Raw genomic sequence first — 16,838 nt, 5'->3', positions numbered from 1 at the left:
ATAAAACAAAATGAAAAAACTGAAAGTAAAAAAAGGCAGCACCTGTATGGCTTGTCTTGCCTGTGTGGGAGCATGTTCTGAGGCATTTTATAAGGTATTTGATCCGGACAAGGCATGTCTGCAGATCGTAGAGAAAAAGGCTGTCCGCCCGATCGCCTGTCCGCAGTGCGGTAAATGTGCCGAGGCCTGTCCGGAAGGCGCCATTACCCAGAACCCGAAGGGCGTTTACATGATCAACAAGAAAAAATGTACGGGATGCGGAGCCTGTGCGAAGGCCTGTCCATTTGGCCTGATCGTAAAAACCGAGGGAAATCCGGCTTCCAAATGTATCGCCTGCGGTATCTGCGCGAAAGCCTGCCCGATGGATGTACTGGAAGTTGTGGACGAATAATGATCCGAACTCTTAGATATCGCCAGGATCTCGTGTAAGCACAGATCCTGACTCATTGCTCACATAAACATAAAAATGCACTGTGGAACGTCGTCGGACAATTCCACAGTGCATTTTTCTGTTAAACGAAAAACAATTGATTCCCGCTCGCCGCCTGGCAGAATGATCGATGCCCGTTTCCGCAGACAGCATTCCGACAAAAAGGGACAAAATTTACAATTTTACTCCCGCGCCAGCAGAACCATCGATTTTGCCGGAAGCATCATGCTTTCTTTCATCTCTGCTCCATCCTCTGCGCAGCGTTTTCCATCGCAGAGCAGTTTCCAGTTTCCTTCCGGAAGTTTCTGCAAAGCTTCTTTTTCCCATGGATTGTAGAAGACGCAGACTGCGTGGCCATCCGGGTATTCCAGTTCGTAACCTGCGATCTGGTTTTCACGGAAAAATGTCTTTTTACAGTCCGGCTCGCACGTTCCGTATGCCTGAAATTTTCGGCGCAGAGCGAGAAGACCACGGTAATAGTCCACCAGCTCTTCCTGCTCTAAGGCGCGTGTCCAGTCAATTTTGTTGAGCTGCCACGACGATTTGAAGCTGTTTCCTTCGCCATGCTTCGTGCGCGCAAATTCCTCACCCGCCTGGAAAAACGGCATTCCCTTGCAGGTCATCACAATGCCCGCCGCCAGACGGTTCATCGAAAGCGTCCGCTCATCCATCTTGCCAAAATCCGGCTCCGCATCCTCCTTCCGCTTCGGATCGGACAGTTTTAATTTATCCCACAGTGTATAATTATCATGTGCCGACACATACGGAATCAGCTGGCTCGCATTGCGCGGCTCGTAGGCTCCTTTTCCGTCCATCCAGCCATCTGTCGCAGAAAGTATTCCTGCGGAAAGACGCTCTTTTCCATTGACATAGCCTCCCTCTGCGGCAATAAAAACGCTTCCCTTGATCGAATCTCTCGTATCGTCGCAGAACATGGAAATGCCATCCATCAGCCTTCCGATATTCTGTTTATCCGACGGAAAATATCCCTCCTGCATTGCGCTTGCCGCTGCTTTCCACGGTTCACCGTAAACCAGAATCTCCTCGCCGCGCGGCATCCGGTTCAGAGCTGTGCGGATCGCATTCATGGTCTCCGTGTCATGCAGTGCCATCAGATCGAAGCGGAAACCGTCGATATGATATTCCTTCGCCCAGTAACAAACCGAGCGCACCATAAAGCGGCGGAACATCTCCCGCTCACTCGCTGTCTCGTTTCCGCAGTCGGAACCATTGGAAATCGTGCCGTCCTCCCATTCACGATAATAATAGTAAGGAACTGTTTTCTGAAACGGCGAATCGAGATTGTACGTATGATTGTATACCACATCCATAATCACACCGATGCCGGCCTTATGCAGTGCCTGAACCATTTCCTTCATTTCCCGGATACGTACCTCCCCGTGGAACGGATCGGTTGCATAGGATCCCTCCGGCACATTGTACTGCACCGGGTCATATCCCCAGTTGAACGCTTCCGCATCGTCTTCCGGCACACTGCCGAAATCGAAAACAGGAAGCAGATGCACATGAGAAATGCCAAGCGATTTCAGGTAATCGAGCCCTGTCGCATGAATTCCGTCTCCATTCAGCGTTGTGCCTTCTTCCGTAAATGCCAGAAACTTTCCACGGTGCTTATCCGAAACACCGGAATTCGGATCGCTTGAAAAATCCTTCACATGAAGCTCATACACACAGCGGTCCTCCGGCCGGATTTCCGGTCTTTTATCCTGCTCCCAGCCCACCGGGTCCGTCTCTGCAAGATTTACTACCATACTCCGCTCCGAATCAACACCAGAAGCCACGCCGTACGGATCGACCGTATCAAAAACGCCATCTGAGTGCAGAATGTGATACGTATAATACGTTCCATACCGCGCTCCCTGCAATGCACAACTCCAGACACCCTTTTCACCGCGCGTCATCGCAATCGAGGCTATTTTTCGGTCCCCGTGCTCCCGGCTGCTGCCACGTGAAAACAGCTCCAGCGAAACCTCCATTGCTGTCGGCGCCCAGAGCTTCCACTCTGTCACAAACTGCTCATCCTTTTTCGGCATCTGCCAGTTTCCATCACATTCCCTGCTCTTCTTCACCGAGACACCGAGGTCATCCCCTTCATACGTAAAGTTTTCCACAAATTCTTCCGATTCAAAAAAGCTTTTCCACTCCGCCGGCGTTCTTTTCACCACCGCATTCATCTTCTTTCCCTCCATTTCTTTGTAAACCCGCAGAATCTCTCCAACACTCCACGCCTGCGCATAGCATCCCTTCGACATCACCGGCGCCGCACCATCATAAATCTCCGCCAGATGAAACAGACATCCTTCCTGCATCCAGCTCGCAAGACGGTCCAGTCCGCGGCGCACTTCCTGTTTTCCCTCCTTCGGGAAATAGTTCAGCACCGCACGGAAATACGCCCCAAGCGGAAATCCCCAGACTGTCCCCTGATGATATGCCCTGTCACGCTCCGGCTGGCTTCCGCCGATCCATGGATGAAATGCCGGATCCTCCATCTCCAATGACCGCAGTCCTGCTGTCGTATACAGCTTTTCTTTGACCGCCTGTAAGATCCGCTGCCCCTGCTTCTGACTCACCATCTGAAACGGAAGTGCCAGCACAAAGACCTGATTGCATCGGAACTGCTTCTCTTCATACGTGCCGTTCAGCACATCCTTCAGATATCCTTCCTCTTCCATCCAGAACTTTTCGAGGAAACTCTTCTTCACCTGCTCCGCAAGCTTCCCATACGCCGATCCATCCTTTCCGACAAATGGCGCCAGCTCTTCCAGAATCCTCAGACCATTATACCAGTACGCATTAATCTCCACTGGCTTCCCGTGACGCGGTGTCGGCAGCTCCTTGTCAATCCGCACATCCATCCACGTCACTTGCTCCAGACCGCCCCCGGCCATAATCAGCCCGTCACTGTCCATTTTAATATGGAAATCCGTTCCCTTCTGATACCAGAACACAATATCCTCCATCACCGGAAACGCCTCGCGCACAAACTCCAGATCTCCTGTTTCAAGGTAATACTCATACACCACATCCAGAAACAAAAGGGCCGCATCCACCGTATTATACATCGGAAGCGCATCCCCCTCCGGAAACAGGTTCGGCATCAGTCCTTCTTTTGTATATGCCATAAAAGTCCGAAGAATGCTCTTACACTCCTCATACTCCCCAATTGCCAGCGTGCACCCCGGCAGCGAAATCATCGTATCCCGCCCCCAGTCCGCAAAATAAGGAAAACCAGCCATAATACTCTTCCCACCTGTCGATGCACGTTCCGTAATATACTGACTCGCACTCACCGCCAGCCGCTTTCCCACCGGATCAGAAATCCCGGACTTTTCCGCAATCATCTCCTGCCGCTTCTCTTCCTCTTCTATCCACAGCGCAATCCTTTCCTCATCCCACTTATCCACATCATCCGCGAGACTATACACAACAAAAAAGACCTGCTCCCTGCCGTCTCCCGTCATCTCAAACCGAATCCGATGATTCACGACAGCACTTCCGATGCCATCTCTTCCATCCCGCGCATCCTGCTCAAAAAACAAATCCCTCCAGATCCTCTCCTTCTCCATCTGAAGCTCCCCATTTGTCCCATAAGAAAGAATCACACCATTGCTCGCAATGCACTTCCGATCCACCGCAAAATCCTGCCCCTCCTGCAGCTGCTCCCCCTTCGCCGCAAACCGCATCACCGGCCGAACCGAAAAACTCCCCTTCTTCCCACTTCTCACCCGATACCGGACAAGAACCGTATTCTCCCCCTGAACCATCCCAATCGTCTTCTCAATTTCAATCCCCTTCACCCGGTAAAACCATACCGGCAGACTCCCCATCTCAAATCCTTCCAGAAACCGAAACCCCTCCACATTCTGCGTCCGATTCACAAACTCCTGTGAAAACAGCTCCGTTTCCTCTCCATCCACCTCCAACGTCTCCCAGACATTCGAAATCAGATGCTCCCGCACCGTAGGCGCCTTCAGTGCCCCCATCAACAGCGCCTGATCATTCCTCGCCGCATTCCCCATCACCGTCAGCGAACAATAACCTCCCAGTCCGTTCGTCAGCAAAAAACACTTCTTTTCTCCACTCCGAAAATCCATCCACTCCGAAGCATTCAGTCGAATCCTATCCATACCGCAAAACCTCCAAATTTCACACAATATGTTCCCGGAACTTTTCTGTTCTCATAAAATCAAGCACAAAAAACTCCGGAAATATTTTTTTCATTCTATCTCCAAACTTCGCACCAGTCAACAAACTCACGCCGATTCGCCCTCCGGGCGAATCCAGCCCTCTCCCCGTCCTCCAACACACTCTCCCCTTCCACACACAACAATCTCACGCCGATCTGCCCTCCGGGCAGATCCAGCCCCTCCTCCCGTCCTTCAACCCCAGGATCTGGCTCCGGCGTCGTGGCACCTGCCGCGCAGACGGGCGCATTGGCATCGGCGGCATGCGGATGATGCACGCGTGGGAGGCAGTGGGGTGAGGATGACGGACGGCCATCCAGGCCGGAAGTCAAGAGGCTCTGAGACGGGAAATCATCAGATTTCCTGTCGAATAGCCTCGGTTCCTCAATCCACCTCCTCCCACACGTCATCATCCGCCCGTCGATGCCACCGCGCCCGTCTGTGCGGCAGGTGCCACGGCGCCGGAGTCAGATCCGTCCCCCACACACAAATAGAGCAGCCGACCCCTCATCGGCTGCTCCACAAATCATCCCTTGACGGCTCCTGAAAGCCCATCTGTATAATATCTCTGCATTACAACAAACAAAATCGCAATCGGCACCGAAATGCAAACCGCTCCCGCCGCAAAGCAAGTATACCAGCTGTCGATATACTCCTTCTCCAGCATCTTCCACAGACCCAGTGCAACCGTATAATACTTCGCATTCGCTCTGCAGATAACCTTTGCGAAAATAAAGTCCAGCCACGGTCCCAGAAATGCACTCAACGTCGTGTACACAATAACCGGTTTACTCAGCGGAATTGTCACCTTCGTAAACACCTGGAATCTCGTCGCTCCATCCAGATAAGCCGCCTCATCCAGTGCCTTCGGAACCGTATCGAAAAATCCCTTTGCAAGCAGGAATCCCGCTCCGGAACCGCCCGAGTACACCAGAATCAATGCCACGCGGATCATTGATCCCTCCGAAAGACCAACTGCCTTTAAGATATAGTAGACAGCAACCATCGACATAAATGCCGGGAACAGACCTAAGATCATCGCGATGTTCATGTAAGTCTTACGGATTTTAAAACGCATTCTCGACATACAGTAAGAAACCGAAAGCACGAATACCGTAGAGATCAGACAGCTGAACACAGCAATGATAAACGTATTCTTAAACATCTGCGGAAAGTCCAAAACCTGCGTATCCGTAAACAGACGCACATAATTATGAAGCGTATATCCCTTTGGGAAAAAGCTGGTAACATAAGATCCCTTCTGTGTACTGAAGCTTAAGAGTGCAATCCACAGAACCGGAATCACCCACACAATCGCAAGCAGTGCCAGAACCACATGTACAATCACATCGGAAATCATTCCGCGCGCTTTCATGGAGTGTGTTTTTTTCTCTTTGTTATTCATTATTGGAATCCCTCCTCGTTCTTGTAAGAACCAGTATTCCGGTACGTGATCAGTGAAACCACAGCCAGAATGACAAAGGTAAGAATACCGACAACCGCACCAACGTTAAAGTACTGTAAGTCAACCGTCAGCTTGTACAGCCAGGTAACCAGAAGGTCCGTCTTTCCGGCGGTTGCTCCGACCGGAACCGGTGCTCCTGCAGTCAGCAGATAAATAACGTTGAAGTTGTTGATATTACCCGTAAACGTCGTAATCAGATACGGAGTCGTGACAAACAGCATATACGGCAGCGTAATCTTAAAGAAAATTGTCACAGGACCTGCGCCATCAACACGGGCTGCCTCGTAAAGCTCACCCGGAATGTTCTGTAAGATACCGGTAACCTGCATCATGGTAAACGGAATACCAACCCAGAGGTTGATGATAACAACCGTTGCTCTCGCCCAGGTCGCATTTGTCAGGAACGGAAGCGGACTGCTGATCAGACCGGCCTGAACCAAGAGGTTGTTGATCAGGCCGTTGTCCTTTAACATCGTACGCATCAGAAGAAGAGAAACGAACTGCGGAATTGCAGCGGAGAGCATAAAACAGAATCTCCAGAATCCCTTGATACGGGTTGTTTTACGATTGATGACAATCGCAAGAATCATACCAAGAATATAGTTCAGGAAGGTAGCGAGCACAGCCCAGATCAGGGTCCATCCAAGAACAGACCAGAATGTCTTGCCGATCGAGTTGCCCATGCCAAGAACCGTACTGAAATTTTTCAGTCCAACCCAGTGGAAAATCGTCAGATGGTCGCCGACTTTACTGTAGCTGGTGAAAGCCATACAGATCATAAAGACCAGTGGAAGGATTGTGAAAATCACAATACCAAGAATCGGAAGTGTCAGCAGGGTCCAGTGCAGTCTCTTGTCAACGAGTGCTTCCAGATCCTCTTTGATGGTGTTGATATGTTTCCCTTCCTTTGCACGACACTCTACCTCATAAGCGCTCTTCATATTGACACGCCAGATCATAAAGAAGAGAACCGTAATAAAAATCGTTGCTACTCCGTAGAGCAGGAACAGAATTGTCATATCGCCGCCGGTATATTCATAAATACCCTTGGCCTCATTCCACACCTCTTCCTGCGCACGGCCGCCCAGGGTGATGAGATGATAGAGATTGTTGATACCGCCTTCGATCATAAACAGGAGATACGCAATTTCTACTGCCAGAAATAAAATACCCTTTACGATCTGTTTGTGAGCCAGATTTCCCAGTCCCAGAAAAATAACGCGCTCTTCCGATGTATCCGTGTCCGGGAAAGACAGGATCAGACTGTTTTTCTGCTCATCTTCCCACCTTGTCGTCTTTCCCTCAAGAATCTGATTCTCTCCCACCAGCAAATCTTCAAGTAAATCCCCAAAAAGATCCTGCAAATTACCGTTGAAGTAAAACGAATATTACGATTTTCAGTATTCATAATACCTTCTCTCCCTTTTACTTCTGATATTCCTCAATTCTGCAAACATGTTCTTTTGTCTTTTTATTATAATTAATTCCTACCAGAAGCAAGTTTCCCTGATATTCTTCCAGACTTCTGCAATATTCTTTGTCCTTAATCTGCGCAAGCGCACCCTCTGCTGTTTTGTCCCATTTCAGTTCTACAACCAGCGCCGGTTTGTCCTGGTATCTTTTTCTTGGTACGAAAACAAGATCCGCAAACCCTTTTCCCCCTGGCAGTTCACGGTAAACCGTGTAAAAATTCCGTGCTGCATACAGTGCCAGTGAAATCGTATAGCTCAACGCATTTTCATCATTGTACTGAAGCTGTGACGTTTCAAAATGTGCCAGCCGAATTCCCTCTGCTACCTGTGTTTCCTGTTTTTCCCACACAGCCTGCAGAAGATCTGCGGAATTTTTCAGTGCCTTTGAAATATCTCCCCATTGGGAAACGGTTACCGCACTGGCATATTCTGACTGTACCTCGGCATTCGGAATAAAAACATATTTATTCTGTTCCTCATAACCAAGATATCCAAGATGAATCAGCAGTGTCAGCACATCATCCTCTGTCCGGAAAGTTGTCATATCATTCGTAAAACTGCCCGTGTTCACCGGAATCTTTTTCCCTGCCATCATCTGCAGTACGTCATCCCGCAGGCCGTCAAAATTCAGATCAATATACCACTGTAGTGCTTCAAATGTTTCTGTCTGATTCCAGTAATTGCCGATTTTCCGGAATCGCATGGCATTGACAACCGAACGCGGGCTGTAAACCGAACTTTCTCCCGGGAACGAATAGCCGTCATACCAGTTTTTAATTTCTGCCAGATCCATCTGATACCGGCCGCAGAGTTCTTCTACTTCCTGCTCCGTAAATCCTACATATTCTGCGAGCGGCCCTGGATCAAGCATTGTAAATTCATCAAACATATTCAGTGCAGAATGGGTTCCATATTTTTTGATCGGCAGAATACCCGTCAGATAGGCAAGTGCTACGTAAACCTTATCTTTCAGAAAATCCCGCAGGAAATCAAGATACTCTTCCTGTGCTTTTTTATCCTGCTGATATTCCCGGAAAACACAGTCCCATTCATCAATGATAATGACAAACGACTGTTTTGTTGCCGCATAAATATCCTGCAGCGATTCTACCAGATCCGTATCGTCAAAGTAGTCCACGTCCGGATAACTGTTTTTCAGTTCCCGCAGCAGCATTCTTCGAACACGGTCAATCACCTGGCCAATTTCCTTGCTCCGGCTCAGAAATTCCTGCATATTCAAAAAAATCGTAGGATATTGATTTAAGTGCTGTGCAAATACAGCATTTTGAGAAATTTTCAATCCAGAAAAAAGTTCTCTGGAATCGCATTCCTTCCCATAATAAGCCGTCAGCATATCCGCCGTCATAGATTTTCCAAAGCGCCGCGGACGGCTGACACAGACATATCTCTGCACAGTATTAATCACCTGATTGGTATACTCGATCAGCCCTGTTTTATCCACATAAATTTCGGACTGAACCGCTTTTGCAAATTTTTCATTTCCCGGATTCAGATAAACTCCCATATTCCACCTGCGCCTTTCTCTTTCTACCTCTATCATACGATATTCTTGCCTTAAGTTCAATTTAGCATAAGTTGAAAAATGCCAGAATGTTTTTAACTGAGGCAAAACATTCTGGCTGTTTTTTCTGGGATTGCTATGAGTCAATTAATTAATGAATAAAGAACGCGTCCTCTTCCTCGTCTTCCACAACCGGTGTCATCGGGTTATACTCGGTTTCCACCAATTTTTTCACCAGCTCGTGATCGAAGTTGCGGCGGATTTCACAGGTTCTGTCGAAAATCATGGTTGCTTCATCCCCTGGGGTGCATGCCGGCCAGTTCGGGAGGGATGGGGTTTCCGGACTTCCGTAGCGGGCAAAGTTGATCCAGGCGGTGGCCATACGCTCCTGCAGACGGTCTGTTTCGCCCGGGACATTGCATACGGCGATGCGGTCGATGTTATGGAATACGAACGGAATCTCGGCACAATGCCATGCGGCTTTTCCGCCATCGATCGGGAATTCATAGGTAAACTGATAGGAATAAGTCGGCGCTTCTGTAAACTCCGATTTCTGACGAATGAATTCGATCGTGTCCGGACGGAAGAACGTATCCACAGACCACAGATCCACAATTGTTTTGTCCGGATATGCTTTTTCAAAAAGAGAAATCAGCTCCGGCGTTGCATCACCATATTTTCTCGTCAGGAACGCAATCTGTTCCTCACGGTTCATCTCATGTTTTCCCGGCACAACCGGTCCAAAATCAAACTCACCGATGTTGGTTCCTGCCAGCACAGGAATCGTTTTAGCGTGATCCGTAAATCCGCACTTGATCGGATTTCCGCGGAACCAGCCATTCTCCATCGGTCCCTGTCCGATATAGCAGCCTTTCGCAGCAACCTCTGCCTCAACTTTATTGTACGCATTTGACAGCTCATAATACGGGATCGTCTCAAGCTTCTCCACCTCGGACTCGTCCAGATTCAGTTCTTTTAACAGAGCCTTCACAATCGCGGTGCCGTCTCCGTCCTCTTTCTGATAAACCTTTGCCTCATAAACACCGCTCTCGATGATACCCTTCTGGAACAGGCCGTCTGCTGCCGGCGTATTCATCAGCGTTGCTACCTTCATACCGCCGCCGGACTGACCGAAAATCGTAACATTCTCCGGGTCTCCGCCGAATGCCGCGATATTGTCATGTACCCACTGCAATGCAGCTACCATATCTGCGTTTCCTGCATTCGCAGAATTTTTGTATTTTTCGCCAAACGGCGAGAGATCGAGATAACCGAGGATATTCAGCCGATGGTTCACGGAAACAACAACGACATCACCGAACTCGCTTAAGTGATCCCCCTCATATGCCACATGCTCAATCGCAGAGCCGGCGCTGAAGCCGCCGCCGTGGAGCCATACCATGACCGGCTTTTTCGCACCCGGATCAAGACTCTGTGTCCAGACATTCAGGTTCTGGCAATGCTCGTCCTGCGGCCAGTAACGATGCGGTACCAGCACCTCCATGTTCGGCTCGTCCTGCTTTAAAAGCGGACATACATAGCCGTACGCCAGCGCATTTTTGATTCCTTTCCATGGTTTCACCGGCTGTGGCATCTGGAAACGGTCCGCCTCAGCGTAATGGATTCCATGAAACGCATACGTCGTATTCAGGCGGAAGCCGCGTACCTTTCCCGCCTTTGTCTCCACTACCGGATCTGTTTTACTACATACAAAATAATCTCCCATATTTCAGCTACCCTCTTTCTGCCCAATCCTATTCTGTGATGCGCAGTTTTCAAAAACTGCTGCAAAATCTTCACGATCCTTCCGTTTCATCAGGCTTCGAAACAACTGTCGTTTTTGCATTTACGCATCTGTTTCTTATTATACCAGACAATTTATTCGGAAACAATTCTTTTCACTTCCGTTTTCGGCTGTTTATATCAACAAAGTCCGAAAATCACGTCAAAAATGGATATTTCCATCACAACTTCAAAGTGCTACAATAAAAAAGAAGGTAAAATCAACGTAAAAAAGGGGACTACTATGACGAAAACAGTACAAAAGAGCAAAGCCCGCGATATGACCCAGGGCTCTATCTGGAAACAGCTTCTTCTCTTCTCGCTTCCGCTGATGGCCGGAAATCTCTTCCAGCAGCTTTACAACACCGTTGACAGCATCGTTGTCGGCAACTTTGTCGGCAAGGAAGCACTCGCCGCCGTCGGCTCTGTCGGTCCGATCATCAATTCTCTGATCGGCTTTTTCATGGGACTTTCCACCGGTGCCGGTGTCATTATCTCTCAGTATTATGGCGCAAAGGCGGATGAAAAGGTCAGCCGCACCGTCAGCACGACACTGGTGATGACATTTTTTCTCTCTATTGTCTTTACTATTCTCGGCATCTTCATTACACCGTACATGCTCCGCATGATGAGTACGCCGAACGACGTCATCCGTGAGTCGGCAACGTATCTTAAAATTTACTTTGGCGGTGTTGCCGGTCTGATGTTCTACAACATGGGCTCCGGCGTTCTCCGCGCTGTCGGCGATTCCCGCCATCCGCTGTATTTCCTGATTTTTTCCGCTGTTGTCAATACCGTGCTCGATCTTTTGTTTGTCGTTTCCTTCGGCATGGGAATCGAGGGTGTGGCGCTTGCAACCGTTATTGCACAGTGCCTTTCGGCGGTTCTGACGCTGTATGTGCTGACCACAACAGACGGCCCGTACCGCATCTGTTGGAAAAAGCTCTGCATGGACTGGTCTTTGCTGTACCGCATCGTCTGCGTCGGACTGCCGGCAGCGATCCAGCAGATGGTGACTTCCGTTTCCAACGTTTTCGTGCAGTCCTATATCAATGTATTCGGCTCGGATGTTATGGCGGGCTGGAGTGCCTGCATGAAAATCGACCAGTTTATGATGCTGCCGATGATGAGTGTTGGTCTTGCTTCGACCACCTTCACCGGACAGAACGTCGGTGCCAGCTACATTGACCGTGCAAAAAAGGGTGCTACAACCGCATTCCTGCTTGCTGAGCTTGTAACCATTGTGATGATGATTCCTCTGCTGATTTTCGCTCCGCAAATGGTCTATTTGTTTAACCAGGAGGCAGCTGTGATTCGTTACGGAACCCTGTTCCTGTATCTGCTCTCCCCGTTCTACATTCTCTGCTGCGTCAACCAGGTTTATTCCAACGTCCTGCGTGGCGCAGGAGACACCAGAACACCAATGATCGTAATGCTCGGAAGCTTCGTCGTGTTCCGCCAGATTTACCTGTTTGTGATGTCTCATATATTTGATTCCATCATTCCGATTGCACTTGGTTATCCGGCGGGATGGCTGGTATGCAGTGTTCTGATTTATGCCTGCTATCGGAAATTCCGGTGGGATAAAGGAATGCGGAAAAACTGAAGGATTCCTTTCCTGACATAAGCAAAAGGGGCTGTTGCACTAAGAAAATGAACGTAGTGCGACAGCCCCTTTTTTCGCATTATTTTTTCAGGAGTGCTGCTGAATGCTCTTCAGTTAAAATAACTCCGCAATCGCCGCGATCTTCTCACAGTTTTCCGGCAGCGGGTCGTTTATTTTCGGTGACTGGCGCGTTGCCACGTAACGGCTTGCAATTCCGGCAGAGGCTGCACCGTGGCAGTCAGCGATATCGTCATTTCCTGTCATCAGGCATTCTGCCGGATCGAGGTGATACTGCTTCAGCAGCATCTCATAAAACGCCGGATCCGGTTTTTTCACACCGGCATCCGATGAGAGCAGGATTCCATCAAAGTATTTCGTAAGGCCGAGCAGGGAAATTTCCGGCGCGGTGAAAAGCGCCTGTGCGTTGGACAGCAGAAAAACCTTCTTTCCTGCGTCTTTTAAACGCTGCAGCATTTCCGGCACGCCGGGGAACAGTTTCAGTTCTTCTATCGAAATCGCACGGAACATTTTCGCCAGATCTGCAATTTCTTTTTCCGTTACCGAAACAGCTTGATCCTCAAACAGTTGCCGGAACACATCCGCAATGTCGATTTCCGGTACATGGCTGCCGCGGCATTCCATTTTAAGCGCAGCTTCCTGCTCTTTGATTTTTGTCTCATACGCCATCCGGAGTTCTTTCGGCTCATAGGCGGCCCCTTTCATGCCGAAGAACAGGCTCATTTTTTTCCAGAGATACGCTTTCTTTTCATTCGTATGTATATCTACCAGAGTTCCATATAAATCAAAAATATAATTCTGATACATCCTTCATCATCCTTTCTTACGGAAAGTTTTCCACACGACACGTATTCTACCAGACTTTTCTCCACAATTCCATGTCTTTTTTCCAGACTTCCTATCTTTTTTTCTCCACCCAGACTGTCCATCAAACCAGATCGTTGAAACCTGTTTTGTCTTGCTCTCTGTAAGAAAGAATCCTGCCCGGAGGGCTTTTTACTTTATCGGAAAATTCAACGAAGTTTCCGGTAACGTAAAAAAATTCCCCCGTACAGATTTTGTCCGCAACAGGGGAATTCATTACATCTCACAGTTTCCTGCGAATTGTAATCTTTGATTTACTTTCTCGCATCCAGCATTTCTTTCACCAGACGAATATACTCCGGTGTTGTTCCGCAGCAGCCGCCGACAATGCCTGCACCCGCGTCTACCAGAATGTTCATATATCTTGCAAACGTCGGCGCATCCATGCTGTAGATTGCCTCACCGGTCGGCGTAATTTTCGGCAGGCCGGCATTCGGTTTTACGATAACCGGTACTCTTGCCACTTTTTTCATGGAATTTACGACTGCCTCAAGCTGATCCGGTCCGACCGAGCAGTTCAGTCCTACGGCGGATGCTCCCATTTCCTGCAGTGTCTCAACTGCTTCCACAGCGTTTCCGCCGAACAGGGCAGAACCGTCTGCTTCCAGCGTCAGAGAACACATAATCGGCAGATCGCAGACAGAAAGTGCAGCATCCATAAAGACACACGTTTCGTCTACGCTCAGCATCGTCTCCGCTACCAGAAGATCAACGCCCGCATTTGCTACCGCTGTTACCTGCTCTGTGTAGGATTCCAGCAGCTCTTCATAAGAAAGATCGCCTTTGGGCTGCAGCATTTTTCCCGGCGTAGAAAAATCTCCCGCAATCAGCGCACCTGTTCCTGCAAGCGCTTTTTTCGAGATATCCACCAGGCGTGCATTCAGCTCCTCCACCTCGTTTTCTCTTCCATAATCCGCTAATTTCAGTCTGTTTGCACCAAAGGTCGGCGCATAGACAATCTGGCTTCCCGCCTCCACGTAAGCCTTCTGTAAATTTGCCAGAATATCAGGGTGCTCCAGAACCCAAAGCTCTGTACTGACTCCTTTTGGCATTCCCGCTTTTGTCAGATTTGATCCGGTTGCGCCATCCAATAAAATGACACCTGCTCCGGCAAGCTGTTCAAATTCTTCTCTTGTCATTTTCTTTTCTCCATTCTGCCCGAGTTACCTGCAGCACATGTCCGCGTATACTGACAAATCCCGGCTGTTTTTTTCTGAACCTGCCGCGCTTTTCGCGTCAAATTCATGTTCAGTATAGCATTGTATTGTTTTCCCGACAAGTAAAAAAAGAGGTATCCGTTTTGGATACCCCTTCGTCTGTTTCTGTTCACGGATGTTCAGCAAACCCCGACATTCTCAATCATGATGCGCGTCTGAATGATGTGTCTCCGAATGATGCGTCTCCGAATGATGTGTCCTGCCCGAGCTGTTCCCCCCACCGGACGGGATATTCTTCGGTGACCCCGGAGACAAATTTGTTCCCTGGTTCACACGGGTTGCTTTCTGTCCATTTTCCACCTGCGAGGATGCCGATACCGTTGAAACACCCGAATCGGAACTGTTTTCCGTTGCAGCATTTTTTCCACACGCAACGAAAGCCAATACTGCTGTACCGACAAGTACGGAAATTACTGCCTTCTTCATTTCTCCACCTTCTTTCCTGGTACATCGTTTTCGCCTGAACATTAGAGCGTGTCTGAAAAATTATTTCCGCAATTTGCGAGATACACTCTGGTTGTAATTTCATTTTAAATGAACTTCTTACTATTGTCAATTTACTCTACAAATTCCCTATTATTTTCTTTTTTTTGTTCCAAAATATTTTCAGACACAAACAGCAGCCGGATCCCTCTCCCGGATCCGGCTGCCGTTTGTCCTGTATCGTATGCTTTTATTCTGCAGTGCTTGAAGACGTTGAAGCAGTGCCTGTGCTGCTTGTCGATGTCGTTTCGGTACTGCCTGATGTCGTGCTGTCAGACGTTGTACTGTCCGTTGCGGTACTGTCCGTTGTTGTACTGTCGGTTGTGGTTCCATCTGTGGAATCTGTAGAAGCGCTGTCAACTGTCATCGTATACAGATCTGCGTCCGTTACTTCAAGTTTTTTCCAGTTTGATGCGACCTTGATATCGCTCTCCTTCACCCATCCGTCCAGTGTATCGTTGTACTTATCCGATTTGCGGTTGGAAATGATAGTCTGTCTTCTGGACTCGGTTTTATCCTCGTCGAATGCTTTATCTACACGGATCACATAATATGCATTGTCGCCTTCGATGACACCGTCATAATACTCGCCATCCTTCAGCTTTGCTGCTTCTTCCGCTACTTTATCTCCAAGAGAACAGGTATCGTCATCGTCTTTTTCCGATCCGGTTCCAAAGGATGTCTCGGAAGAGGTCAGGTAAGAAACCTCAGAGGAGGAATCGCTGTCGGAACTGCTCGATGTGCTTGCGCTTGAAGCGTCGGATGCGCTTGTGTCGGAAGCACCGGAAGAAGAGCTGCTCTCATCGGAGCCATCTGCAGAATCGGTGGAATCTGCGGTATTCTCCGCATTTAACTGATCGTTCAGCTCCTTGCGCAGATCGGTAAACGATGCGGCTGCAGGATCCTCAGACTCTTTTAAGAGATCCAGGAATCTCTGTGCGATTTCTTTCTTTGCCGCTTTTTCCTCGTCCGTCAAATCAATCGTTTTTCCATCGTCATCCTTCTCGGTTCCTGCTGTGGATACCGTGATGTAGCTGATGGCGGTCTGCTTTGCCTCTTCATCGGATACCTCGGTATCTACATCTGCGATGATCGGATCATAAATTTTGGTTTGAATAACATACAGCTCCAGTGCATCCTGGATGTCCTCAACGGTTGCGTGCAGCTTTTTCATCACATCGTCACCGTTCTTATCTGCGAATGCCTGTGCAGCCTCTTTCGCCTGCTGTTTTTCCTCGTCTGTCAGGGAAATTCCGTATTCCTCTGCGTGCTGCCGCATCAGAAGCTCTTTTTCGATCGTATCAAGAGACTGCTCCTTGAACGTTTCCCCGGTAGTCTTTCCATCGTCGCCTTCCTTGTCGTACATCTCAGACGGCATCTGCATTCCGTACATCGAGTACATCTTGGAATAATAATTGTACATGGTTGCCTGCTGATATCTCAGCATGAAATTTGCCTGTCCGAGTGTAATCGACTCGTCATTTACAGTAATTGCCGTTTTTGTTCCGTCCACATTGTCGGAACCGCAGCCAGTCAGTCCCATCGCTGCCATCGAAGCACTCAGCATAACGCAGACTGCTTTTGCTTTTAAATTTTTCATTACTTCCTCCTCATGCAGGGCGAAATGTATGCTCAAAAAGAGTTTTTCTTTTTACACGTTCGAATTTCCGGTCCTGCATCGATTTTTATAAACGCTTTTCCTATTATACCCTTTTTGTTGATACAGGGCAACTTTTTTCTTCCCTGTTCACGCCTTTTTCACACGATTTTGTGG

At 48.7% G+C, this 16,838-nt stretch carries 11 protein-coding genes; 2 read left to right on the top strand and 9 right to left on the bottom strand.

Going from position 1 to position 16,838, the window contains the following annotated elements; genetic code table 11:
* Positions 1 to 10 precede the first annotated feature (10 nt).
* Positions 11 to 391, top strand: coding sequence for a 4Fe-4S binding protein (locus PGS38_RS03665; RefSeq protein WP_022463049.1), 381 nt, complete (start codon positions 11 to 13; stop codon positions 389 to 391).
* A 221-nt stretch (positions 392 to 612) separates the two neighbouring features.
* Here PGS38_RS03665 and pulA read toward each other — a convergent pair whose 3' ends face one another.
* The 5 genes from pulA to PGS38_RS03640 all read right to left on the bottom strand — a co-directional run bounded on the left by pulA (position 613) and on the right by PGS38_RS03640 (position 10,820).
* On the bottom strand, positions 613 to 4,578 hold the full coding sequence (pulA, locus tag PGS38_RS03660) for a type I pullulanase (RefSeq protein ID WP_270475934.1): 3,966 nt from the start codon (positions 4,576 to 4,578) through the stop codon (positions 613 to 615).
* Between the two features lie 583 nt (positions 4,579 to 5,161).
* Positions 5,162 to 6,040: a sugar ABC transporter permease gene (locus PGS38_RS03655; RefSeq protein WP_243110793.1), complete on the bottom strand. Its 879-nt coding sequence runs from the start codon at positions 6,038 to 6,040 to the stop codon at positions 5,162 to 5,164.
* The gene (locus PGS38_RS03650; protein ID WP_243104946.1) at positions 6,040 to 7,362 is read right to left on the bottom strand and encodes a carbohydrate ABC transporter permease; all 1,323 of its coding nucleotides are present in this window, start codon (positions 7,360 to 7,362) and stop codon (positions 6,040 to 6,042) included. The genes PGS38_RS03655 and PGS38_RS03650 overlap by 1 nt, the downstream gene beginning before the upstream one ends.
* Positions 7,363 to 7,525: 163 nt before the next feature.
* A complete protein-coding gene (locus PGS38_RS03645) occupies positions 7,526 to 9,097 on the bottom strand; it encodes an AAA family ATPase (RefSeq protein WP_117761311.1) in 1,572 nt (523 codons plus the stop codon).
* Between the two features lie 148 nt (positions 9,098 to 9,245).
* On the bottom strand, positions 9,246 to 10,820 hold the full coding sequence (locus PGS38_RS03640; RefSeq protein ID WP_117805276.1) for a carboxylesterase/lipase family protein: 1,575 nt from the start codon (positions 10,818 to 10,820) through the stop codon (positions 9,246 to 9,248).
* A gap of 300 nt (positions 10,821 to 11,120) precedes the next feature.
* Here PGS38_RS03640 and PGS38_RS03635 point away from each other — a divergent pair, with 300 nt between their 5' ends.
* The gene (locus PGS38_RS03635) at positions 11,121 to 12,482 is read left to right on the top strand and encodes an MATE family efflux transporter (RefSeq protein WP_117805277.1); all 1,362 of its coding nucleotides are present in this window, start codon (positions 11,121 to 11,123) and stop codon (positions 12,480 to 12,482) included.
* Between the two features lie 114 nt (positions 12,483 to 12,596).
* Here PGS38_RS03635 and PGS38_RS03630 read toward each other — a convergent pair whose 3' ends face one another.
* The 4 genes from PGS38_RS03630 to PGS38_RS03615 all read right to left on the bottom strand — a co-directional run bounded on the left by PGS38_RS03630 (position 12,597) and on the right by PGS38_RS03615 (position 16,664).
* Positions 12,597 to 13,307, bottom strand: coding sequence for an HAD family hydrolase (locus PGS38_RS03630; RefSeq protein ID WP_117801642.1), 711 nt, complete (start codon positions 13,305 to 13,307; stop codon positions 12,597 to 12,599).
* Positions 13,308 to 13,618: 311 nt separating this feature from the next.
* Positions 13,619 to 14,503: a homocysteine S-methyltransferase family protein gene (locus PGS38_RS03625; RefSeq protein ID WP_117510893.1), complete on the bottom strand. Its 885-nt coding sequence runs from the start codon at positions 14,501 to 14,503 to the stop codon at positions 13,619 to 13,621.
* 216 nt (positions 14,504 to 14,719) lie between these two features.
* Positions 14,720 to 15,007 (bottom strand): hypothetical protein, encoded by a 288-nt coding sequence (locus tag PGS38_RS03620; RefSeq protein WP_055220917.1) that lies wholly within the window; start codon positions 15,005 to 15,007, stop codon positions 14,720 to 14,722.
* A 247-nt stretch (positions 15,008 to 15,254) separates the two neighbouring features.
* Entirely contained in the window at positions 15,255 to 16,664 is a 1,410-nt protein-coding gene (locus PGS38_RS03615; protein WP_270475932.1) for a SurA N-terminal domain-containing protein, read from the bottom strand.
* Positions 16,665 to 16,838 lie beyond the last annotated feature (174 nt).

It is taken from the genome of Fusicatenibacter saccharivorans (assembly GCF_027667425.1).
Taxonomy (GTDB): Bacteria; Bacillota; Clostridia; order Lachnospirales; family Lachnospiraceae; genus Fusicatenibacter; species Fusicatenibacter saccharivorans.
Note: the sequence above shows the minus strand (reverse complement) of the source record. Positions and strands in the feature narration are given on the sequence as shown.

Bases quoted from the DNA above. Each gene is read 5' to 3' on its own strand.
- PGS38_RS03635 (WP_117805277.1), top strand. From the start codon at position 11,121: ATGACGAAAACAGTACAAAAGAGCAAAGCCCGCGATATGACCCAGGGC.
- PGS38_RS03625 (WP_117510893.1), bottom strand. From the start codon at position 14,503: ATGACAAGAGAAGAATTTGAACAGCTTGCCGGAGCAGGTGTCATTTTA.
- PGS38_RS03615 (WP_270475932.1), bottom strand. From the start codon at position 16,664: ATGAAAAATTTAAAAGCAAAAGCAGTCTGCGTTATGCTGAGTGCTTCG.
- PGS38_RS03655 (WP_243110793.1), bottom strand. From the start codon at position 6,040: ATGAATAACAAAGAGAAAAAAACACACTCCATGAAAGCGCGCGGAATG.
- PGS38_RS03630 (WP_117801642.1), bottom strand. From the start codon at position 13,307: ATGTATCAGAATTATATTTTTGATTTATATGGAACTCTGGTAGATATA.
- PGS38_RS03645 (WP_117761311.1), bottom strand. From the start codon at position 9,097: ATGGGAGTTTATCTGAATCCGGGAAATGAAAAATTTGCAAAAGCGGTT.
- pulA (WP_270475934.1), bottom strand. From the start codon at position 4,578: ATGGATAGGATTCGACTGAATGCTTCGGAGTGGATGGATTTTCGGAGT.
- PGS38_RS03665 (WP_022463049.1), top strand. From the start codon at position 11: ATGAAAAAACTGAAAGTAAAAAAAGGCAGCACCTGTATGGCTTGTCTT.
- PGS38_RS03640 (WP_117805276.1), bottom strand. From the start codon at position 10,820: ATGGGAGATTATTTTGTATGTAGTAAAACAGATCCGGTAGTGGAGACA.
- PGS38_RS03620 (WP_055220917.1), bottom strand. From the start codon at position 15,007: ATGAAGAAGGCAGTAATTTCCGTACTTGTCGGTACAGCAGTATTGGCT.